This is a genomic window from Acinetobacter sp. YH12023 (assembly GCF_013420135.1).
In the GTDB taxonomy this organism is placed as follows: Bacteria; Pseudomonadota; Gammaproteobacteria; order Pseudomonadales; family Moraxellaceae; genus Acinetobacter; species Acinetobacter amyesii.
Map to the genome: position 1 here is coordinate 49,979 of NZ_VOYU01000014.1, position 21,658 is coordinate 71,636.

Annotated in this window: 19 protein-coding genes and 2 pseudogenes; 13 read left to right on the forward strand and 8 right to left on the reverse strand. The window is 41.1% G+C overall.

The features are described from left to right. Positions 1-255 precede the first annotated feature (255 nt). The 3 genes from FTT92_RS14470 to FTT92_RS14480 all read left to right on the forward strand — a co-directional run bounded on the left by FTT92_RS14470 (position 256) and on the right by FTT92_RS14480 (position 3,407). Positions 256-1,713, forward strand: coding sequence for a glyceraldehyde-3-phosphate dehydrogenase (locus FTT92_RS14470; protein ID WP_078191876.1), 1,458 nt, complete (start codon positions 256-258; stop codon positions 1,711-1,713). Between the two features lie 308 nt (positions 1,714-2,021). Next, positions 2,022-2,723, forward strand: a complete 702-nt coding sequence (locus tag FTT92_RS14475; RefSeq protein ID WP_143221649.1) for an MFS transporter — start codon at positions 2,022-2,024, stop codon at positions 2,721-2,723. A 3-nt stretch (positions 2,724-2,726) separates the two neighbouring features. After that, a complete protein-coding gene (locus tag FTT92_RS14480; RefSeq protein WP_180084155.1) occupies positions 2,727-3,407 on the forward strand; it encodes a hypothetical protein in 681 nt (226 codons plus the stop codon). Positions 3,408-3,462: 55 nt separating this feature from the next. Here FTT92_RS14480 and FTT92_RS14485 read toward each other — a convergent pair whose 3' ends face one another. Continuing rightward, positions 3,463-4,317 carry an SDR family oxidoreductase gene (locus FTT92_RS14485; protein ID WP_180172444.1) on the reverse strand — a complete coding sequence of 285 codons (855 nt, stop codon included), beginning with the start codon at positions 4,315-4,317 and terminating at the stop codon, positions 3,463-3,465. Positions 4,318-4,432: 115 nt separating this feature from the next. Here FTT92_RS14485 and FTT92_RS14490 point away from each other — a divergent pair, with 115 nt between their 5' ends. From FTT92_RS14490 to FTT92_RS14505, 4 genes are all read left to right on the forward strand, one after another. Beyond that, the gene (locus FTT92_RS14490; RefSeq protein ID WP_078191873.1) at positions 4,433-4,807 is read left to right on the forward strand and encodes a helix-turn-helix domain-containing protein; all 375 of its coding nucleotides are present in this window, start codon (positions 4,433-4,435) and stop codon (positions 4,805-4,807) included. A 213-nt stretch (positions 4,808-5,020) separates the two neighbouring features. After that, on the forward strand, positions 5,021-6,235 hold the full coding sequence (gene cgtA, locus FTT92_RS14495; RefSeq protein ID WP_180172445.1) for an Obg family GTPase CgtA: 1,215 nt from the start codon (positions 5,021-5,023) through the stop codon (positions 6,233-6,235). 40 nt (positions 6,236-6,275) lie between these two features. Next, a complete protein-coding gene (proB, locus tag FTT92_RS14500; RefSeq protein WP_180172446.1) occupies positions 6,276-7,409 on the forward strand; it encodes a glutamate 5-kinase in 1,134 nt (377 codons plus the stop codon). A gap of 90 nt (positions 7,410-7,499) precedes the next feature. Next, positions 7,500-8,018, forward strand: coding sequence for a GNAT family N-acetyltransferase (locus FTT92_RS14505; protein WP_180172447.1), 519 nt, complete (start codon positions 7,500-7,502; stop codon positions 8,016-8,018). Positions 8,019-8,075: 57 nt separating this feature from the next. On the opposite strand, the gene arsH is transcribed toward FTT92_RS14505, so the two are convergent. The 6 genes and pseudogenes from arsH to FTT92_RS14530 all read right to left on the reverse strand — a co-directional run bounded on the left by arsH (position 8,076) and on the right by FTT92_RS14530 (position 11,604). Continuing rightward, positions 8,076-8,780, reverse strand: a complete 705-nt coding sequence (arsH, locus tag FTT92_RS14510) for an arsenical resistance protein ArsH (protein WP_180172448.1) — start codon at positions 8,778-8,780, stop codon at positions 8,076-8,078. A gap of 1 nt (position 8,781) precedes the next feature. After that, the gene (gene arsB, locus FTT92_RS14515; RefSeq protein ID WP_180172449.1) at positions 8,782-9,822 is read right to left on the reverse strand and encodes an ACR3 family arsenite efflux transporter; all 1,041 of its coding nucleotides are present in this window, start codon (positions 9,820-9,822) and stop codon (positions 8,782-8,784) included. Beyond that, a complete protein-coding gene (locus tag FTT92_RS14520; protein ID WP_180063376.1) occupies positions 9,822-10,295 on the reverse strand; it encodes an arsenate reductase ArsC in 474 nt (157 codons plus the stop codon). Before FTT92_RS14520 ends, arsB begins: the two co-directional genes overlap by 1 nt. Beyond that, positions 10,292-10,621 carry a metalloregulator ArsR/SmtB family transcription factor gene (locus FTT92_RS14525; RefSeq protein ID WP_078191857.1) on the reverse strand — a complete coding sequence of 110 codons (330 nt, stop codon included), beginning with the start codon at positions 10,619-10,621 and terminating at the stop codon, positions 10,292-10,294. Before FTT92_RS14525 ends, FTT92_RS14520 begins: the two co-directional genes overlap by 4 nt. 113 nt (positions 10,622-10,734) lie before the next feature. Then, a pseudogene (locus FTT92_RS16875) lies at positions 10,735-10,827 on the reverse strand (hypothetical protein); the annotation flags it as partial. Between the two features lie 75 nt (positions 10,828-10,902). Beyond that, positions 10,903-11,604 carry an SIMPL domain-containing protein gene (locus tag FTT92_RS14530; protein WP_078191855.1) on the reverse strand — a complete coding sequence of 234 codons (702 nt, stop codon included), beginning with the start codon at positions 11,602-11,604 and terminating at the stop codon, positions 10,903-10,905. A 484-nt stretch (positions 11,605-12,088) separates the two neighbouring features. Between FTT92_RS14530 and FTT92_RS14535 the strand changes: the two genes are divergently transcribed. Beyond that, positions 12,089-13,462: a diaminobutyrate--2-oxoglutarate transaminase gene (locus FTT92_RS14535; protein WP_180023447.1), complete on the forward strand. Its 1,374-nt coding sequence runs from the start codon at positions 12,089-12,091 to the stop codon at positions 13,460-13,462. Positions 13,463-13,464: 2 nt separating this feature from the next. Then, on the forward strand, positions 13,465-14,997 hold the full coding sequence (locus FTT92_RS14540) for an aspartate aminotransferase family protein (protein WP_180076937.1): 1,533 nt from the start codon (positions 13,465-13,467) through the stop codon (positions 14,995-14,997). Between the two features lie 358 nt (positions 14,998-15,355). Here the strand turns inward: FTT92_RS14540 and FTT92_RS14545 are convergent. After that, positions 15,356-16,409 (reverse strand): annotated as a pseudogene (locus FTT92_RS14545) (Rieske 2Fe-2S domain-containing protein). A gap of 410 nt (positions 16,410-16,819) precedes the next feature. Here FTT92_RS14545 and FTT92_RS14550 point away from each other — a divergent pair. The 4 genes from FTT92_RS14550 (at position 16,820) to pstB (ending at position 21,652) form a co-directional block, all read left to right on the forward strand. Next, positions 16,820-17,848 (forward strand): substrate-binding domain-containing protein, encoded by a 1,029-nt coding sequence (locus FTT92_RS14550; protein ID WP_180076938.1) that lies wholly within the window; start codon positions 16,820-16,822, stop codon positions 17,846-17,848. A 99-nt stretch (positions 17,849-17,947) separates the two neighbouring features. Then, complete coding sequence (gene pstC, locus FTT92_RS14555) at positions 17,948-19,327, forward strand: phosphate ABC transporter permease subunit PstC (RefSeq protein WP_180172450.1); 1,380 nt, start codon at positions 17,948-17,950, stop codon at positions 19,325-19,327. Next, a complete protein-coding gene (gene pstA, locus FTT92_RS14560; protein ID WP_180172451.1) occupies positions 19,324-20,715 on the forward strand; it encodes a phosphate ABC transporter permease PstA in 1,392 nt (463 codons plus the stop codon). Before pstC ends, pstA begins: the two co-directional genes overlap by 4 nt. A gap of 13 nt (positions 20,716-20,728) precedes the next feature. Further along, entirely contained in the window at positions 20,729-21,652 is a 924-nt protein-coding gene (pstB, locus tag FTT92_RS14565; protein ID WP_218947256.1) for a phosphate ABC transporter ATP-binding protein PstB, read from the forward strand. The last annotated feature ends 6 nt before the right edge of the window (positions 21,653-21,658 follow it).

The following is a 21,658-nucleotide window of genomic DNA, read 5'->3' on the forward strand; positions in this document are numbered from 1 at the left end:
CTAAATCTGCTGAGATCTGGTTGATAAAACTACATTTGAAATTTTGTGACAAAAATCTGCGAAAAAGCCTGTTTTTCAACTTTCGGCTATAAAATCATAATACTAATCATGATTATTTTGAAAACTTATAGTGAATATATAACAAAATAACCTTGTCGAAATCTGCTTTTAGATTCATTAATTTTCAGTTTTCCATTACAATTGTGGGGTTTTGAAATTTATGCTTAGATTTACAATTAATTAGAGGACGTATCTGTGAGCAAAGACACTATCGTTGCCCTACATGCAGAGCACCAAGGTCGCTGGAAAAACCGTGAAGAAATCGCGGAACGTATGATTGCCCTAGTGGGTCAGTTATATCGTGAAAAAAACATCGTAGCTACAGTATACGGTCGTTCTTTAATTAACCGTTCGGTTATCCAAATTCTTAAAGCGCATCGTCGTACTCGCGTACTTGACGTTGAACTTTCAGTTGTGAACACTTTCCCAATTCTTGAAGCTTTGGCGAAAATCGAAAACATCGGTACTGCTGAAATTGATCTTGGCAAACTTGCTGTTGAGTTCAAAGAAAAAGGCGGTGATGTTGATGCATTCGTTGCTGACGCTGTGAAATCACTTGAAGGCAATGCAACTAACGTTGAAAACCGTGATGTTGTACTTTACGGTTTCGGTCGTATCGGTCGTATCCTTGCACGTTTGATGATCAGCCAATCTGGTCTAGGTCGTGGCCTTAACCTTAAAGCAATCGTTGTTCGTAAATCATCTGACGGTGACTTAGAAAAACGTGCGTCTTTGTTACGTCGTGACTCTATTCATGGTCCATTCGCAGGTACGATTTCTGTTGATGAAGAAAACGAAGCAATCATTGCTAACGGTAACTTCATCAAAGTGATCTATGCGTCTAACCCATCTGAAGTTGATTACACTGCTTACGGTATTAACAATGCACTTGTAATCGATAATACAGGTAAATGGCGTGATTCTGAAGGTCTTGCACAGCACCTTAAATGTCCAGGTGCTGCACGCGTAATTCTAACTGCACCTGGTAAAGGTGATATGAAGAACGTTGTATACGGTGTGAACCAAGCTGACATCCTTGATGAAGATACAATCATCTCTGCTGCAAGCTGTACAACAAACGCGATTACACCAACACTTAAAGTGTTAAATGACAAGTACACAGTGATCAATGGTCACGTTGAAACAGTTCACTCGTTCACAAACGACCAAAACTTGATCGATAACTACCATAAAGCTGACCGTCGTGGTCGTGCTGCTACTTTAAACATGGTAATCACTGAAACTGGTGCTGCTAAAGCTGTTGCTAAAGCACTTCCTGCTCTTCAAGGTAAATTGACTGGTAACTCAGTACGTGTACCTACTCCAAACGTATCTCTTGCAATTTTGAACCTTACTTTGGGTCAAGATGTTGACCGTGAAGAAGTGAATGAATACATTCGCCAAATTTCAATCAACTCTAACCTTCAAGGTCAAATTGGTTATACAAACTCAACTGAAGTTGTATCGTCTGACTTTATCGGTTCACGTACTGCTGGTGTGTTTGACGCTCAAGCGACAATCGCTTCTGGTAACCGTTTAACTGCTTATGTTTGGTACGATAACGAAGTGGGTTATAGCTGCCAAGTATTGCGTATTGCTGAGCAAATGGGCGGCGTAAGCTATCCAAAAGTTCCTGCTGAAACTAATGCTTAATTAGTTCACGCTGTAAAAAAAGGGCCTCATTTGAGGCTCTTTTTTTATCTAAAGAGTATGGGTTAAAAACTTAAGGCATAGATGACGAATGGATTGATCAAAAGCATCAAAAGTTCTTGTTTTTTCTGCCACTGTTAGATGAGTGTGAGTCATTTATAATGAAAAGCTGACTAAAATATTCAAGTTTTAAGTTAATGAAATTATTAAAGAATTAAATACAAAAAATTGCAAACTGGTTTGTATAATGTGTTCAAAATGAGACTGTAAAAAATAAAAAGCAAAAGGAATTTAGTTTGCAAGCAAAGCACATGCTCAGTGGATTGGCATTTATTGTGTTTGCTGCGCTCTGTGGTGTACTTATCGCCATTTGGGTGTTTAAGCACTTTAATATTTATATCCCGCTAGAAAATCAGAACGTCAATATTGACCTGCAAGAGCCGTTACAAGCCGAAGTCAAAATTCATGATGCCTTGGATGTGGACGTGACAGGGCGGGTGAATGCTGAAATTCCGATACATGAAAATTTAAATATTCCCTTAACTCAAACGCTGACGCCACGGGTGTATTTTGATAATCAAGTCCCGATTAAGACCACGATTCCAGTGCGTGAAACTTTGAAAGTGAATCAAAACCTTCCTGTGAATACCAAAGTGAAAGTTAAAGTCATGGGGCAGGATGTGACTTTGCCGCTCAAAGGTGATATCCCGATACAATTGGATATTCCAGTAAATATGAATGTGCCTTTGGAGCAAAAAGTACATTTAAAATTTGATGCGCCAGTCAAAACCGTGCTGAAAGAAAACCTACATATTCCACTGAATGCAAATTTAAAAACCAACATTCCTATTGAAGGTAATTTAAATGTTCCAATTAAAACGGCATTAAAAGCGACAGTGGATGTGCAAAATACGTTGCCGGTTCAAATTAAAAAGGGTGAATTAGTAATTCCACTAAAAACAATGCGACTCAACAGAGAGCATGCCAAAACTGAAGCGAAAGCTCAGGAGTAAGCCATGTGGATATTTCAATCGGCGAAGCGCATCATTTTGAGTTTTATCGCAGTTGCGTTATTGGTTGCGGTACTATTTTGGTTGTATTTAAATATTTATGCGTCGATGCAAGTACGTGCAAAAAATGCTGATATTCAATTGTCGCATTCACTACCCACCAAAATTTCCGTTGGTAATTATTTGCAAACGCAGTCTATTGGGACGTTGGATACGCAGATTGCTTTAGATCGGAAGCTGCAACTACCCTTGAAGGGAAAATATCTGGCAGATTTGCAGTTTAGTGTAGAGGTTCCCATCTCTGTGGATATTGATTATTCCACCAATATTCAAATTAACCAGACGATGCCACTTGAGGCGACCACAGATTTGGTGATTAAAAATAAACTTGTGCCGAAGTTTCCGTTAAAAATGGATATACCAATAAAACTGGATGTCCCATTTCACTTAAAACGAACCTATAACATTCCTATTCGAATTAATTTTAATGGTCCTGTGTATTTTGAGTTTAATGAAAAAGTCGATTTGCATGTGGTACATCAGTTTGCACCACAGCTAAAACTCAATGACCCGATGACCATGCGAAAAATCGCAACCTTTAATGCCACGATGTACAACGCAGAGCGTAATACCAAGGCAAATTTAGATATGAACATGGATTTACCGATAAAAAATGTACATCCCTAAGTGAAATTCAAATCAAAAAGCCCGAATCAATTCGGGCTTTTTTGATGGTTCGATCTTATTTTAAAGCAGCTTCAACAGCACTGCCTAGAGAAGTGGTTGAGTGACCGAGCAACTGTTCCAAGTCCTTACGATCACTTTGCATTGCACCGTCAATGCTATTGATATCGGCATCGACGATCACATCTACAAGACCAGCAGGTAATCCAGCTTGTAATAGACCTTGTGTATAGTCTTCTGCTGTTAGATTTTGATAGTGAACCTTTTGACCTGAAACTTGCTGTAGGGTTTCAGCAAGCTGTGCCAAGGTGAAACTGTCTGAGCTTGCAAGTTCATAGGTTTTATTTTCATGACCAGAGCTTGTAAGTACTTTTGCTGCAGCTTCAGCATAGTCAGCACGTGTCGCTGCATTAATTTTTCCATCCTTTGCTGCACCAAATAAGGTACCTGTTTCAACCACATGCCCTACAGCGGCAAGATAGTTTTCGACATACCAGTTATTTCGTAAGAAGGTATAGGTTAAACCACTAGCTTGAATCAGACTTTCTGTTTCACGATGTTCTTGAGATAAACCCAATGGCGATGTATCAGCACGTAACAGGCTGGTATAAGCAAGATATGGAACTTTCGCATCTACTGCAGCATCAATTACGGCTTTGTGTTGTGGAGTACGACGACCAATTTCATTGGCAGAAATGAGTAATAATTTATCGACACCTTGTAGTGCAGGAACCAGTGTATCTGGTTGATCATAGTCAAAATGACGAAGTTCGATGCCTTGAGCTTGTAGAGATGCTGCTTTTTCTGGTGAGCGAACTAAAGCGATGATGTTTTCGGCCGCGGTTTCTTTCAATAAAAATTGAAGGACCAATTGGCCTAGTTGACCTGTTGCACCTGTAATTGCGATTTTCATATTTAAACCCTCTGATTGTTGAATAAATAATCTTGATGGTTGAATCTTAATCTGTTAACTTACTAAATGTAAGTACATACCAAAAAGTAAGTTAGTGACTTTGAGGAAAGATTTAATGAACACATACGCTACAAGTAAATTATTAGGTCAAGTTTTATCCACGGACTGTCCATCTCGAGAAATATTGGAACATCTCACCAATAAATGGTCAGTATTAGTTTTGCGTTGTTTGACTGAAGGGGTACACCGTTTTAGTGAACTTAAGCAGCGGATCGAAGGGGTGAGCGAAAAGATGCTGGCTCAAACGCTGAAAATGCTCGAGCAAGATGGTTTTATCTTACGGACAGTCTATCCAGTTGTGCCACCCAAAGTTGAATATCAACTGACTTTAATGGGCTCACAGGCTGCAGAAAAGTTAATGCATCTGATTGGTTGGGTTGAACGAACCTTGCCTGAAATTATTGAAGCCAAGGAAAATGCACGTAAATAGCTTTCAGAAATGGGGAGTGAAATTCGTTTGCCATTTATCAAAGGTATTTTGATGATGAGCTAAAGATTTTCGAGTGAGGTGCGGATTTTCCTAAAAATTTGCATCAGTACCAAGATAAATGAAATTTATAGTATTGCTGAATAATATTGTTCGAGAAATTCTTTAAAATATGGCAGAATAAGCGGTTTTAAAGTTTTTAGAGGATTGGCAAACATGCGCTTTGTTGATGAAGCAGTCATTACCGTAGAGGCTGGCGACGGTGGCAATGGCGTAGCCAGTTTTCGCCGTGAAAAATTCGTACCATTTGGTGGTCCAGATGGTGGTGATGGTGGTCGTGGCGGTAACGTATACGTTCAAGCCGACAACGACACAAGTACCCTAGTAGATTATCGTTATACACGTAAATTCCGTGCAGAACGTGCTAAAAATGGTCGTGGAGCGAACTGCTCAGGCCGTGGCGGTGAAGATACCGTATTGCTCGTTCCAGTGGGCACAACAATTGTAGATACAGAATCTGGCGATATCATCGGCGACTTAGTGGCTGACGGTCAGCGTGTGTTAGTGGCAGCAGGTGGTGAAGGTGGTTTGGGTAATACTCACTTCAAATCTTCAACCAACCGTTCTCCACGTAAATGTACACACGGCTCAAAAGGCGAATTTCGTGAAATTCGTCTTGAATTAAAAGTACTCGCAGACGTTGGTTTGTTGGGTATGCCAAATGCGGGTAAATCAACCTTTATCCGTGCAGTTTCAGCAGCAAAACCAAAAGTTGCAGATTATCCATTTACCACAATGGTGCCAAACCTAGGTGTGGTTGATGCCGATAGTCACCGTTCATTTGTAATGGCGGATATTCCAGGTCTAATCGAAGGGGCTGCAGAAGGTGCAGGTCTAGGTATTCGATTCCTGAAACACTTGGCACGTACACGTATTTTATTACACATCGTAGATGTTCAACCGATTGATGGTTCTGACCCTGCGTACAATGCAAAAGCAATTTTGGAAGAGTTGAAAAAATTCTCCCCAACACTTTCAAAATTACCTGTTGTATTGGTACTCAATAAAGTAGACCAATTGGCGGCCGAAACGCGTGATGAATGGTGTGATCACATTCTCGAAGAGTTACAGTGGAAAGGCCCTGTATTCAAAACTTCAGGTTTAACGTTTGAAGGTACTAAAGACGTTGTGTATTACCTGATGGATCAAATTGAAGAGCAGCGCGAACGCGAAACTGAAGATCCTGAATATGCTGCAGAAGTTAAAGCGTTCCGTGATCAGCTTGAAGCTGAAACACGTGAGCAAACGCTTGCTGCGAAAGAAGCATATCGTGAAATGCGTCGTCAACAACGTCTGACAGGTCAAGGTGAAGACTTTGATGATGAATTTGAAGACGGTGATGATGAGGCAGAATCGTACTACGTACGTTAATTGCTGAATAAGTGTCAAAGCAAACAAGTCTGAGGACAAGATGATAGAAGTGGTAGATGGGCAACGTCAGCTCAAGGGTTGTAAACGTATCGTTGTTAAAATCGGATCATCACTACTCACAGCAAACGGAAAAGGGTTAGATCTGGATGCAATCTCGCATTGGGCGGGACAAATTGCAGAACTACACAATGCAGGACACGAGATCATTCTTGTGTCTTCCGGTGCTGTGGCTGAAGGGATGGTTCGTATGAATTTGGACAACCGACCCACAGATCTACCCAGTCTACAGGCTTGTGCTGCCATTGGTCAGATGGGCTTAATTCATACTTGGTCAAGCGTTTTAGAACAACGTTCTATTCGTACAGCTCAAGTTTTATTAACCCATGATGATTTGGCTGACCGTCGTCGTTATTTAAACTCATGTGATGCCTTGCAGCATTTGATTGATTGGCGTGTCATTCCAGTCATCAATGAGAATGACACTGTTTCGACAGATGAAATTCGCTTTGGTGATAACGATACTTTGGCTGCGATGGTGGCTGGACAGGTTCATGCAGACCTTTTGGTGATTCTAACTGACCAAGAAGGCATGTTTGACTCAGACCCTCGTTCCAATCCAGATGCCAAACTGTTTCATACGGTGCGTGCAATGGATGAAACTTTATTTGATATGGCTGGCGGCGGCGGTAAATTTGGCCGTGGTGGCATGTTAACCAAAGTTCGTGCAGCACGTTTGGCTGCTAAGTCAGGTTGTCCAACCGTGATTGCGAGCGGTGATAGCGACAATGTGCTTTCACGCGTGATGGCAGGTGAATTACTGGGTACCTTATTCATTACGGACAATGACCGTGTCACAGCTCATCAACAATGGTTAGCTGCACATTTACAAACAGCTGGACGTTTGGTGATTGATGATGGTGCTGTAAAGGCAATACGTGATAATCACCGTAGTTTATTACCTGTAGGCGTGAAAGCAGTTGAAGGGCATTTTGAACGTGGTGATGTGGTGGAATGTGTCGATACACAAGGTCATCGTGTTGCCGTAGGTCGTGTAAACTTCAGTTCACGCTCGGCAGAAATAGTTAAAGGTTTGGCCTCAGATAAAGTTCATCAAGTTTTAGGGGAAGCCAGATCACTTGAAATGATCCATCGCAATCATATGTCGATTTACTAAATTGAAAATCAAAATCCTGCTTCCGAGCGGGATTTTTTATGGCATGCCATTTGAATATAACGATAAAAATAGAAATAAGAGGAAAAGAAGATGAGCGAAATTCAATATTTAAACATACAAGATCTAAAAGATGAGCAGGCTCAACTGTGTGAATTATTGGCACAATGTGTGCAAGATGGTGCATCACTGGGTTTTTTAACTAAAGAATCTAAGTCGCACTATGATGAATATTGGTCTGCTGTGGCAAAGGATATTCAAAAGCATAAAACCTTTTTGTGGGCGGCGCTACAAAGCGGTGAAATTGTGGGCACAGTACAATTGGTTCGTGCCACCAAAGCCAATGCGCTGCATCGTGCTGAGATTGAAAAACTTATGGTGCATCCAAAGGTACGTCAGCGAGGCATTGCTCATCAACTATTAACACTTGCAGAAGATCAAGCAAAACATTTGAACTTGAAATTACTTGTACTTGATACGCGTACAGGCGATGTCTCTGAAAAGCTATATGAAAAATTTAACTTTATAAAAGCTGGGATCATTCCGCAATTTGCATTGAGCCATACAAGTACAATAGATTCAACGACATTATTTTATAAATTATTAGTTTAAGTTGAAACGGATGGATATTTTAGACCAAAACTCCTGCACAGATGCAGGAGTTTTTCATTAAAGGTTCTTTTGATTAACCCGTTTAGAGAGTTCTTCCGCACTTTCAACTCGTTCAGAATAGCGATCTGTGAGGTAGGCAGATTGACCACGTGTGAGTAGGGTAAATTTATATAATTCCTCCATCACATCGACAATGCGAGTGTAATAGGAAGATGGTTTCATGCGGTCATTTTCATCAAATTCTAAAAATGCTTTCGCAACGGAAGATTGATTTGGAATTGTGATCATCCGCATCCAACGCCCAAGGATTCGCATTTGGTTAACAGCATTGAAAGATTGCGAACCGCCACTGACTTGCATTAACGCTAGCGTTTTACCTTGAGTAGCACGAATGGCACCTGCGGCTAAAGGAATCCAATCAATTTGAGCTTTCAAGATAGAACTCATCGCGCCATGTCGTTCTGGCGAACACCAAACCATGCCTTCAGACCATGCAAGTAATTCATGTAATTCCTGAACTTTGGGATGGGAGGTTTCAGCATCTTCAGGCAGAGGAAGACCTTTAGCATGAAAGATTTTGACTTCTGCACCAAAATGTTCAAGGATTCGACCCGCTTCCAATACCGTTAATCGGCTAAATGAGCGTTCACGGTTAGAGCCATATAGCAGCAGAATGCGTAGTGGATGTTCAAGTGCTTTGGCTTGAACTTGCTCAAAACGCGGTGTTTCAAGTAAATCTAGTTGAATATTGGGGAGCTTCATTTTAGTTCTCTTTATACCATTTGCGTTTTAACCAGAGCGATACACTCACTAATGCAATTAGCACAGGGACTTCAACCAATGGTCCAATAATCGTGGTCAATGCAATCGGAGATGCGATACCAAAGGTGGCGATGGCAACAGCGAGAGCAAGTTCAAAATTATTACCTGCTGCTGTAAAGGATATGGCAGTGGTTTTGGCGTAGTTATTGCCCATCCATTTGCTCATCAAAAAGCTAATGAAAAACATCACGACAAAGTAGATCGTGAGGGGAATGGCAATACGCAGTACATCTATTGGAAGGCTCACGACATCTGCACCTTTGAGGCTAAACATCACCACAATGGTAAAGAGTAATGCGATTAAACTGATCGGGCTGATCTTAGGTATAAATTGATTTTTATACCAATCTAGACCTTTTTGTTTTACCAATATGGCACGCGTCAGGAAACCGAGCAGGAAGGGAATACCTAGATACACCAATACTGCATGTGTGATGGTCCAAAAGCTGACTTGGATCACTTGTGCTTCGATACCAAAATATGGCGGTAAAAAACTCAAAAAGAACCATGCGTAGGTACTAAAAAATGCAATTTGGAAAATACTGTTAAATGCCACTAAAGCCGTAACGTATTGGTTGTCCCCACAAGCGAGATCATTCCAAACCAGAACCATTGCAATACAACGTGCTAAACCAATCAGAATCAAACCGGTCATGTATTCAGGGTAGTGTTGTAAAAACACGATAGCCAAAATAAACATCAGGCAAGGCGCAATTAACCAATTTTGAACCAGTGATAGGTATAAGGTACGTTTATCTTTAAACACTTCAGGCAGCGCTTTGTAATCCACTTTAGCCAAAGGCGGATACATCATGAGGATTAAACCAATGGCAATCGCAATATTGACATCACCGATATTGAGTTGATTTAAAGCTCTTGAAGTACTTGGAACATACACGCCAATCGCAATGCCTAGCCCCATTGCGATAAAAATCCATAGCGTTAAATTGCGGTCTAGAAATGACAGTTTTGCAGCAGCCATTATTGGATCTCTGAAATATTTTGGATTTCTTGGTTGAGTTCTTCGCGACTTAATTGCGTAAAATCGAGCGCAAATAAAGCATCTAAACGGCGGTTAATATGCGCCACGGTATCAAGAAAAGCTGCAAGTTTTACGTCATCTGCAAGCTCTAAATGGGAAGGGTCTTCTAAACCCCAGTGTGCTTTGATGGCAGAGCCTAAGTAAATTGGGCAAGCTTCTTGAGCTGCAGAACCACAGACAGTAATTACCACATCGGGTTGGTATTGTTCACATGCTGTGATGGTTTTACTCGACAAGCCCTCAGTCGGTAGATTGAGGTTATGTAGGGTTTTTAAGGTAAATGGGTGGACTTGTCCTGAAGGTTTACTGCCTGCGCTATAAGCACGGAAACCTTCAGGGGCACGCTGGTTAAAAAGTACTTCGGATAAAATGCTGCGGCAGCTATTGCCAGTACATAGAAATAAAAAATTCATAGCGTTTCACACAATGTGGTAGTGCCTTTCGGGGAGTTTAAATCGAGGTCTTTAAATCGTTCTTGGTGACGCATGACATCGAGTATTTGTGTACACCAAGTAGGCAGTGCAGGGTGAATGGAGTAATAGACCCATTGACCTTTACGTTGATCACTCAGTACACCTGATGAACGCAGTAATGCCAAATGACGCGAAATTTTAGGTTGGCTCAATTCAAGGGACTCAGTGAGTTCGCAGACGCAGAGTTCACCTTTACAAGCCAACAGCATGATGATGTTCAGACGAGTCTCATCTGCAAGTAATTTGAAAAATTCAGTCTGTTCCATGTTTATCTGTATATATGGATTTTCATATATCTTTACATATGAATATGTGGATGTCCATATATATTATTCAATAAAAATCCCACACTTGGTGGGATCTTTATATTTAGACCAGTTTAAAAGTCGAATGAAGTTTGTAAGAAGAAGGTTCGTGGCTGACCAATATATTTACCACCGGTTGCATCTGATGAACGGGTGAAATACTGTTTGGTTTAAATAAAGATTAGATGGAATTTATAGTCAAAAAAACCGCGCTAAAGCACGGTTTTTTAAAATGAATTTAATTATTTGAACTGGATAGAGCCATTTGCACTGACCGTGATTTTAGATTCACCACCTGCCATTTCTTGTTCAGGAATAGCATCGGCACTTGCAGCTTTCATCATCGCCATACGCGGAACTGGCTGACCACCATAATTGCTGGTATTTAAATTAATATTAACTAAGTTGTAGCCTGATTTATTCCATGCCTGAGCGAGCGCTTGGGCACGTTGTTGAAAGTTTTTGGATGCTTCAACCATCAGTTCATTTTCAACTTTTTTACGCTGTGCATCTGACACACTAAAGCTGATGGATTGAGTTTGGAAATTTTGTTGTAACTCACTCACCAATTGGCTAGCTGCTTTAAAGTCTGTACTTTCTAAACGTACTTCGGCACGACCACGCCATTCTTTCAATTTACGACTGTCATTGTCATAAATCGGGTAGGTGCTTTGAGATCCCGTTTCGATTTTTACCGCAGGGTATTTACGGGCTGTGTTCACCGCTTGGGTCATCAATTGGTTGATTTGGGTAGCAAGTTCAGCCGGTTGTTTATTTGATTTTTCAATATATAAAACGGCATACATTTGGTCGTTCGACACTTGGCGAGTAGCATCCGCCTGAATGTTCACGATGTTGTAATTGAGTGGGTCAGCTGCTTGAGTTGCTGCTGCCAAACCTAGACCAGATGCTAATAAAACAGTAGATAAGATAATTTTACGCATTGTTATGACCTATTCTTCTTTCAGAATGACTAATTTAGCTTATGCTGTTATCTTAAAAGGGGATTGTGATGGATTAAAGGAAAATCTGTGGTGGGATTGTAAATCTTTCAAGAAAAATAAATGTAGTGCTTGATGAATATTTATTTAAATAATCAGTACTTAGTTGTTTAAATAATTGATGATTACAATAATCATTCATAAGTTGTAAAAAAGCATAAAATAAAAAGGTTTTCTTTGTTTTGTCACACTGTAAGATGATAATTCAAGATATCCATGGAATAGATCTGTTTTTTCTCTAAATTATCTTTTTATTTGATCATAAAAGTGATTTATTTTCTTGAAAAAGTCTGTATCATCCGCCTCCTAGTTAGCCCATACTCAAAGAGCTTTTAAAGCTAACTAGAAACTCATAAAGCACCGAGTCAAAGGACCGCAAGTCACCCGACTTATTTCTTTCAACCCATATCAGAGATGGTAATTCGATATGAGCGTTTCTTCTGTAAACCCTGCCACTAATTCTACTAACGAATACTATTTGACTCGCCAAAGCCAGATGGAATCCAATGTTCGTAGCTATCCGCGTAAACTTCCACTTGCGATAGCAAAAGCTTTAGGTTGTTGGGTTACTGATGTTGAAGGTACAGAGTACCTCGATTGTTTAGCTGGGGCAGGAACATTGGCATTAGGCCATAATCATCCTGCGGTAATTCAAAGTATCCAAGACACACTTGCAAGTGGCCTCCCATTGCATACTTTGGATTTAACAACGCCTTTAAAAGATGCTTTCACTGAAGCACTACTTGAGCAATTACCTGGTGGTAAAGAAGAGTATTGTCTACAGTTCTGTGGTCCGTCTGGTGCAGATGGTACAGAAGCAGCAATTAAATTAGCAAAAACTTACACTGGTCGTAGTTCAGTAATCAGCTTCTCAGGTGGCTACCATGGTATGACCCATGGCTCTTTGGCTATGACTGGTAACTTGTCTGCTAAAAATGCTGTGAACGGCTTAATGCCAGGTGTTCAATTTATGCCGTATCCGCATGAATACCGTTGCCCATTAGGCATTGGTGGTGAAGCGGGTGTTGATGCATTAACGTATTATTTCGAAAACTTCATTGAAGACGTAGAAAGTGGTGTAACAAAACCTGCAGCTGTAATCTTGGAAGCAATCCAAGGCGAAGGCGGTGTAGTGACTGCACCTGTAAAATGGTTAAAGAAAATCCGTGAAGTGACTGAAAAGCACAACATCGTGTTGATTCTTGATGAAGTACAAGCGGGCTTTGCACGTTCAGGTAAAATGTTTGCCTTTGAACATGCAGGTATTGAGCCAGACGTCATTGTAATGTCTAAAGCGGTAGGTGGTAGCTTACCACTTGCAGTATTGGGCATTAAACGTAAGTTTGACGCATGGCAACCAGCGGGTCACACGGGTACATTCCGTGGTAACCAATTGGCGATGGGTACGGGTCTTGCAACAATCAAAACCATTAAAGAGCAAAATCTTGCGCAAAATGCGCAAGAACGTGGTGATTTCTTACAAGCTGAATTGAAAAAATTAGCGGTTGAATTCCCATGTATCGGTAACGTACGTGGCCGTGGTTTGATGATTGGTGTTGAAATTGTTGATGAACGTCAAAAAGCAGATCACATGGGCTCATTACCAGGTGATTCTCAATTGGCAGCAGCAATTCAAGCAGCATGTTTCAACAACAAATTGTTGTTAGAAAAAGGTGGTCGTAACGGTACAGTCATTCGTTTACTTTGCCCATTGATTATCAATCAAGCTGAATGTGAAGAAGTGATCGTTCGCTTCAAGAAAGCACTTGCTGAAGCACTTGTTGCAACTCGAGGCGCGTAATAATGGTTGATTTTGCAGAACATCGTAAAGCGTTATTCTGCAATGATGCACAATCCATTGCTGACTACCAGTCAGCAATGGGCGAAGCGGTAAAAGCCGTTTCTGCATGGTTGCAAAATGACAAAATGTACACCGGCGGTAGTATTAAAGAGCTTCGTAGTGCAATTGCATTCAATCCTTCTAAAGAAGGTATGGGTGTACAAAAATCACTAGACCGTATGGTTGAGCTGTTCTTAAACAAAAGCTTAAAAGTACATCACCCACATTCTTTAGCGCATTTGCATTGCCCAACAATGGTAACAAGCCAAATCGCTGAAGTGCTCATTAACGCGACAAACCAATCGATGGACTCATGGGATCAAAGCCCTGCAGGTTCATTGATGGAAGTTCAGTTAATTGACTGGCTTCGCCAAAAAGTTGGCTATGGTGCAGGTCAAGCAGGTGTATTCACCTCTGGCGGTACGCAGTCTAACTTAATGGGTGTTTTGCTTGCACGTGATGCATGTATTGCTAAAAACTGGAAAGACGAAAACGGCAATCCGTGGTCTGTTCAGCGTGATGGCGTACCATCTGATGCTATGCGTAACGTCAAAGTTATTTGTTCTGAAAATGCGCACTTCTCTGTGCAAAAGAACATGGCAATGATGGGCATGGGCTTCCAATCTGTCGTGACTGTTCCTGTAGATGCGAATGCTCGCATGGACATGGACGCACTTGAGAAAACCATGGCTCACCTTCAAGCTGAAGGTAAAATCGTCGCATGTGTAGTTGCAACTGCGGGTACAACCGATGCAGGCGCAATTGACCCATTGAAAGAAGTACGTGCAATCACCAATAAATATGGCGCGTGGATGCACATCGATGCGGCTTGGGGCGGTGCACTGATTCTTTCAAATGACTATCGTTCAATGTTAGACGGTATTGAACTGTCTGACTCGGTAACGCTTGATTTCCATAAGCATTACTTCCAAACGATTTCATGTGGTGCGTTCTTGCTGAAAGATGAAGCGAACTATCGTTTCATGCATTATGAAGCTGAGTATTTAAACTCTGCTTATGATGAAGAGCATGGCGTTCCTAACTTAGTATCTAAGTCACTACAAACAACTCGCCGTTTTGACGCGTTGAAATTGTGGATGACGGTTGAAGCGTTAGGTGAAGAGCTTTACGGTTCGATGATTGATCATGGTGTAGGTCTAACACGTGATGTTGCGGACTATATTACTGCCACTGACGGTCTAGAAATGCTGGTTGATCCTCAATTTGCATCGGTATTGTTCCGTGTAGTACCAGCAGGTTACCCAGCTGAATTGTTAGATACATTGAACCAAAACGTGGCAGACGAATTGTTTGCTCGGGGTGAAGCGAATATTGGTGTAACTAAAGTAGGTCAAGTTCAATCATTGAAAATGACGACTTTAAGCCCAGTAGCGACTTTAGACAACGTGAAGAATTTGCTTGCTCTTGTGCTAGCAGAAGCGGATCGTATCAAAGGCCCAATCGCTGATGGTACATATACACCTGCAATTGACTAATTGTCATTTTGTAATTGTAGAAGAAGGGGCTCGTAAGAGCTCCTTTTTTTTAAAAAATGAAAAGGCGTTTAATTTATTGCATGGCCGCAATTTTTCATTGAGTGATGATAGTTTACTGCGTAGGCAGATTGTTACTTTGAGGGATCAAAGTATCTAAAATCCTTCTCAGGTAAAAGGTACATCCATGTGACCATTACCTTATAGTGACATCCCTGTCGCCAGTCGCGATATTCATTGATGTTTATCATTTGATGAATGAGATACCACAATATTTATAACCAATATAAGGCTTGTAAAGGAGTTTCCCTCTCCTTGTAGGAGAGGGTTAGGGTGAGGTGAATGCAATACGATATTGATGTTATGCCGCAAATAATGGACTAAAACCTTTTTTATGCAATAATTTGCGGTACATGCTGGGACTGCGGTCCGCTGGAAAATGCGCTTCGATGCTTAAATCTAAGGGTAAATATTCAGGCTTTTGCGATTCAGAGACTAAACGGTCCTCCTCAAATATTTTCAGGTTAAAGTCATAAGCATCTTCGACAGGTAAGTCTTTGTCATAATTGCGGCAAATGGGAGCAAATAGACGGGTAGAATGAGCAGTCATCGGTGAAGCCGCATTCATAATCACTTGTTTGGTGTCGTTGGGAAAATGGATAGTCAGTGTTGCAGTAAAAGGCAGATGTATTTCGAAATAACGTAGCCATTGAAAACCTTCTTGACCTCTTTGATCTAAACCAATGGGGGTAACGTTCAACACTGCTCCAATAGTCCGCATTATAACCTGTTACTGTCTCAATAGTTTTATAGTCGGCTACTTCAACATTTTCAGGATCGCCAAACGTATCGGGATGTACCCATGCAAAATGCGCAACATCAATAAAACCTTCAAGCTGCCGGCCTGCAAAACATTGAAAATCTACCGTTGGACAAACCAATTGTTGAAAATCTGCATCTTCCCAATTGGGCATGCTAGGTATATTGGGTTCAGCTTCAGAATGAGCCGTCAGATTGCACTAGATCAAACCATAGCGCTCTACCGCTGCATAGGTGCGTAAATTAAAGTGCGGTGAAATTTTCTGTTCTGGATGTGCAGGAATACGGTTGCAATGACCATGTTCATCAAAGCGTAAGCCATGATATCGGCAGACCACGCCTTGACCATCATTCTTGCCTAAACTTAGGGGTACGCCGCGGTGTGGGCAGGCATCTTTAGCTACAATCAGTTCATCTCCCATTTTATAAATGACGAGCGGCATATCTAAAAGCATGGTGCCATAAGGCTGTTTTGTAATGTCTCGAGCGAGTGCAATCGGATACCAATATTTCGCAAGTAAGTGCCAGTCATGTTCTTCAAAAGTCATATGCACAGGCAAGTCTGGATTAAATGTCGCAATGGCTTTACTGGTCATTTTAGGCTCTGTTTTTATGTAAAGTTGCATATTGAGCTAACTAAAAATGTAATGAAATTTCAATTATTGGAATAACATGGAATAAAAAATCGAACATGCAAATGTGCATCATTCAGAAAAAGAGGACAATTTGAAAAAAGAAAATAAGACAAAATATGACAGTGACATGAATTCTTACGAATATCAAAGTAGAAATAAATAAGACCAATACTTTGATAAATTTCATTACGTATTGAAAAATAAAGAATTATATTTAAATCAATGAGCAATCATCAATTATCATAAAAGCGTCATAAAGATGTAACCTAACTGTCATACTCTAAAATCAAAATGCAGATATCGAAAAAGTACAAGACTTTAAAAATAAAAGTGGCGTACTCCAATAAATGCATCAATTAAGAGAGATGAGAATGCGCTTAAATCATATCGCACTTGCTATGGTACTCACTACTGGGGCAACAGTCGCTACAACTGCAAATGCAGCTCGTGACACGATCCAAATTGCTGGTTCTTCTACAGTTTTGCCTTACGCAAGTATTGTTGCAGAAGAGTTTGGTAATACATTCCCACAATTTAAAGCACCTGTTGTAGGTTCTGGTGGTACTTCTGGTGGTTTGAAACAATTCTGTAATGGCGTTGGTGATAACACTATCGATATTGCTAATGCATCTCGTAAAATTAAAGACACTGAGCTTGCTGCTTGTAAAAAAGCAGGTGTAAACCAAGTTCTTGAGATTAAAGTAGGTTATGACGGTATCGTGTTTGCATCAAACGCTAAAAAAGCCGCATTCAAACTTCGCCCACAGCACGTATTTGCTGCACTTGCTGCTGAATTACCTTCAAAAGGTAAATTGGTTCCAAACCCATACACACGTTGGAATCAAATCGACCCAACTTTACCAAACGAAGCAATCACTTTAGTTATTCCTGCATCAAATCACGGTACTCGTGAAGTATTCCAAGAGAAAATGGTAGATGCTGGCTGTGAAACTTACCAAGCATTTGCGAAGCTAGATAAAGATGCAAAGAAAAAGGCATGTTCTACATTCCGTAAAGATGGCCGTGTAATTGAAATTGCTGGTGACTATACAGAGACATTGGCACGCTTAAAAACTTCACCTAACGCTGTAGGTGTATTCGGTTTAGGTTTCTATGATCAAAACCGTGACAAATTACGTGTAGCGACAGTAAACAATGTTGCGCCATCTGAGAAAACAATTCTGAATGGTTCTTACCCTGTATCACGTCCATTGTTCTTCTACGTGAAAGGTGAGCATCTTAAATCAATCAAAGGCTTGAAAGAATTTACAGAATTCTTTGTAAGCAAAAAAGTATCTGGTAAAGGTTCTAAGCTTGAAAAAGCAGGCTTAATTTCAATGTCTGACAAAGAGCGCGCTGCAGTTCTTGCAAACTTTAAAGCTGGTAAAGCAGTTAAATAATTGGATTGAAACAGCCAATGGCAGGATTGACCTGCCATTGGCTTTTTGCAAAGAAACAGTTTTTTCAAGAAGGGCTTTTGAAAAAACAGTGGAGATTACATGAATCTGCTACTTATTGGTGTGTTGCTCGCAATTATTGCAATCGCTTATCAAGTTGGACTGACCAAAAGTCGCAAACTTGCAGGTAAAGGCAATAACTCAGCAATGTTGCATTCACGACCGGGCTATTATGGTGTTTTGGTCGCTTTATGGTGTGGGATTCCCGCTTTTTTAATCTTGATTGTTTGGAACTTGGTTGAACCGAGTATTTTTCAACACGTTATTTTAAATAATGTCCCAGAAAATATTCGTTTAGGTTTAGATCCTGCAAGCACAAGCGTAATGGTTGACCGCGTCCAAGCGATTGCTTCTGGTTTTGGAGTAAGTGATACGCCAGCTGCATATGAACTTGCAGCAGCAGAACAGTTACAGAAAATTGAAAACATCGGCTCATATGCAAAATTGGCCGTTGTAATTTGTGCGGCATTGATTGGTTTAGTTATGGCTAAACGCCGCATCGCAGAAAAATATCGTGCACGTAACCAAGTCGAAAAAGTTATTAATATCGCATTGGCACTGTGTTCGGGGGTCGCAATCCTGACAACAGTTGGCATTGTGATGTCGATGTTCAGTGAAGCCATGCGTTTCTTTAGTTTTGTCAGTCCACTCGATTTCTTCTTGGGCACTGAATGGAACCCAGGTTTTAGTACATCAGGGAATGCCGAAGGTAGTTATGGTTTGCTGCCACTCCTTTGGGGCACACTCATGGTTAGTGGTATTGCACTACTGGTTGCTGTTCCTGTTGGTCTAATGATTGCAATTTATTTGGCTGAATATGCAAAGCCAAGTTTCCGTGCTTGGGCAAAACCGGCCATTGAAGTTCTCGCAGGTATTCCAACCATCGTTTACGGTGTATTTGCCTTAATGATTATTGGACCCTTTGCAAAACAGCTTGGCGCATATATTGGACTCGATATTAATGCAACCAGTGCTCTAACAGCAGGCTTTGTGATGGGGATTATGATTATCCCATTCGTTTCATCATTATCTGATGACATCATTACTCAAGTTCCTCGCGCGCTTCGTGACGGTTCACTCGGTTTGGGTGCAACAAAATCAGAAACGATTCGCCAAGTAGTGATACCTGCAGCTTTGCCGGGCATTATCGGTGCATTCTTATTGGCAGCATCTCGTGCAATTGGTGAAACCATGATTGTGGTACTTGCAGCAGGGAACAGTCCTTTACTACACATTAATCCGCTCGAAGCAGTGTCTACAGTCACTATTACCATCGTAAACCAATTAACAGGTGATACAGACTTTGCGAGTCCTCAAGCATTGGTTGCTTTTGCACTCGGTTTAACACTGTTTGTGATTACCTTAGGGCTGAATATTGTTGCACTGTACATTGTGCGTAAATACCGTGAGCAATACGAATGAGTACGACGAATACATCAAATATGGATCAAACTTTTGATCCGCACGCAGCCGCAGAGCTTCGTGAAAAACGTAAGAAAATCATTGAAAACTCATTGGCGAAAAGACACCGTAAAGAAAATACCTTCCGTGTCTTGGGCTTTAGTGCAGTAGTGACCGGTTTATTTTTCGTCGTGCTATTGTTTGGCAGTATTTTAGCCAAAGGCTTACCTGCATTTTGGCAAAGCTCGATGACAGTGCCTGTGTTTTTTGATCCAAGTATCGTCAATGTAGGAGCGAAACCGGTTCAAAAAGAAGGTGAATCTCCTGCACAGTTCCAAGAGCGCTATATTGCTTGGCAAACTGATATGGGCATGGTGGATTGGGATGCGCTGATCGTAAATGGGATCATTGCAAAAGATCCAGCGATTGCCTCTCAACGTGATGATCTCAACAGTTTATATACCAGTTCAGAAGCATATCGCTTACGTGACATGGTTATGGCAGATCCGTCATTGATCGGTCAAAAGCAAGATTTTAAAATCCTTGCAGATGCCAATGTCGATGTCTGGTTAGCGGGTAATATTGACCGCAGCTTGCCTGATGAACAGCAACAATTGAGCCCAGAAGTACGCCAACTCGCAGATAAACTCAAAGCGGATGGTGTTATTACTAACTCATTTAATACTGAAATATTTAAGAATCCAGACTCTCGTAGCTCACCTGCAACTTCAGGTTTAGCTGGGGCGTTTATGGGGTCGTTATTTATGATGCTGATCGTGATCATTATTTCGATTCCAATTGGTGTAGCATCTGCAATTTACTTAGAAGAGTTTGCACCTAAAAACTGGATTACCGATGTTGTCGAAGTCAATATTAACAATCTAGCAGCGGTTCCTTCGATTGTCTTTGGTTTGCTTGGTGCAGCGATCTTTATTGGTTGGATGCATATGCCGCTTTCGGCTCCTGTGGTTGGTGGTTTAGTCTTAAGTTTGATGACTTTGCCAACGGTCATTATTACCACACGTGCTTCACTAAAAGCTGTTCCTCCATCGATCCGCCAAGCCGCTTTAGGTTTGGGTGCATCACGTTTACAAACTGTATTTCACCACGTCTTGCCACTGGCATTACCAGGTATCTTAACCGGTGCCATTATTGGTGTAGCGCAAGCCCTAGGTGAAACTGCTCCATTATTATTGATTGGTATGAGTGCCTTTGTAGCAAGTGTACCAGCCACTCCTTTAGATCAATCCACTGCATTACCTGTACAAATTTTCCTTTGGCAAGGTAATGAGCTACGTAACTTCTTTGAAGGACGTACCGCAGCAGCAATCATTGTACTTCTTGCTCTCATGATCGGCTTAAACAGTTTAGCCATCTGGTTACGTAAGAAATTTGAAGTACGCTGGTAATTGAGGGCATTATATGAATAGCGTCGTTACAACTGAAAAGAATTCCTTAGATCAGGATAAGTCCGTGAATCCAGAACAAACACAATTTACCTCTGCTCAGGGCAGCCAAAAACAAACCAATACTGCGTTTGTGTCACAATTCGATACGCAATCTAGCGCGAAAAAAGATGCGAAATCGAGCAATGTGAAAATCAGTACCAATGATGTGCATGTGTACTATGGCGAATCTGAAGCGATCAAAGGCATTGATCTGAACATTTATGAAAATGAAGTGATTGCCTTTATTGGACCGTCTGGTTGTGGTAAGTCAACGTTTCTACGTACGCTCAACCGTATGAATGACACGATTGATTCTTGTCGTGTGACAGGGCAAGTGCTCATGGATAATCAAGATATCTATGATCCAAATCTCGATGTGGTGTTACTTCGTGCCCAAGTGGGTATGGTTTTCCAAAAGCCGAACCCATTTCCAAAGTCAATTTTTGACAATGTGGCTTATGGTCCAAAATTGCATGGATTGGCACGTGACAAATACGATATGGAAGAAATTGTTGAAAATAGCCTACGTAAAGCAGGGCTTTGGGATGAAGTGAAAGACCGTTTAAACCAACCGGGTACGGGACTTTCAGGTGGTCAGCAGCAACGTTTATGTATTGCGCGAACCATTGCAGTCAGTCCTGAAGTGATTTTGATGGATGAACCATGTTCAGCACTGGATCCAATTGCAACAGCTAAAGTAGAAGAACTCATCACTGAACTTTCAGCGCAATATACCATTGCGATTGTGACGCACTCGATGCAACAAGCAGCACGTGTATCTGACCGTACCGCATATTTCCATTTGGGTGATTTGATTGAAGTGAATTCCACTGAAAAAGTCTTTACTCAACCGGATCATCAGTTGACTGAAGCGTATATTACCGGGCGTTTTGGTTAATCTAAT

Coding starts and splice junctions, on each gene's coding strand:
- proB (WP_180172446.1), top strand. CDS start 6,276: ATGATAGAAGTGGTAGATGGGCAACGTCAGCTCAAGGGTTGTAAACGT.
- arsB (WP_180172449.1), bottom strand. CDS start 9,822: ATGGCTGCTGCAAAACTGTCATTTCTAGACCGCAATTTAACGCTATGG.
- FTT92_RS14490 (WP_078191873.1), top strand. CDS start 4,433: ATGAACACATACGCTACAAGTAAATTATTAGGTCAAGTTTTATCCACG.
- arsH (WP_180172448.1), bottom strand. CDS start 8,780: ATGAAGCTCCCCAATATTCAACTAGATTTACTTGAAACACCGCGTTTT.
- cgtA (WP_180172445.1), top strand. CDS start 5,021: ATGCGCTTTGTTGATGAAGCAGTCATTACCGTAGAGGCTGGCGACGGT.
- FTT92_RS14540 (WP_180076937.1), top strand. CDS start 13,465: ATGGTTGATTTTGCAGAACATCGTAAAGCGTTATTCTGCAATGATGCA.
- pstA (WP_180172451.1), top strand. CDS start 19,324: ATGAGTACGACGAATACATCAAATATGGATCAAACTTTTGATCCGCAC.
- FTT92_RS14485 (WP_180172444.1), bottom strand. CDS start 4,317: ATGAAAATCGCAATTACAGGTGCAACAGGTCAACTAGGCCAATTGGTC.
- FTT92_RS14525 (WP_078191857.1), bottom strand. CDS start 10,621: ATGGAACAGACTGAATTTTTCAAATTACTTGCAGATGAGACTCGTCTG.
- pstC (WP_180172450.1), top strand. CDS start 17,948: ATGAATCTGCTACTTATTGGTGTGTTGCTCGCAATTATTGCAATCGCT.
- FTT92_RS14505 (WP_180172447.1), top strand. CDS start 7,500: ATGAGCGAAATTCAATATTTAAACATACAAGATCTAAAAGATGAGCAG.
- FTT92_RS14550 (WP_180076938.1), top strand. CDS start 16,820: ATGCGCTTAAATCATATCGCACTTGCTATGGTACTCACTACTGGGGCA.
- FTT92_RS14530 (WP_078191855.1), bottom strand. CDS start 11,604: ATGCGTAAAATTATCTTATCTACTGTTTTATTAGCATCTGGTCTAGGT.
- FTT92_RS14475 (WP_143221649.1), top strand. CDS start 2,022: ATGCTCAGTGGATTGGCATTTATTGTGTTTGCTGCGCTCTGTGGTGTA.
- pstB (WP_218947256.1), top strand. CDS start 20,729: ATGAATAGCGTCGTTACAACTGAAAAGAATTCCTTAGATCAGGATAAG.
- FTT92_RS14520 (WP_180063376.1), bottom strand. CDS start 10,295: ATGAATTTTTTATTTCTATGTACTGGCAATAGCTGCCGCAGCATTTTA.
- FTT92_RS14535 (WP_180023447.1), top strand. CDS start 12,089: ATGAGCGTTTCTTCTGTAAACCCTGCCACTAATTCTACTAACGAATAC.
- FTT92_RS14480 (WP_180084155.1), top strand. CDS start 2,727: ATGTGGATATTTCAATCGGCGAAGCGCATCATTTTGAGTTTTATCGCA.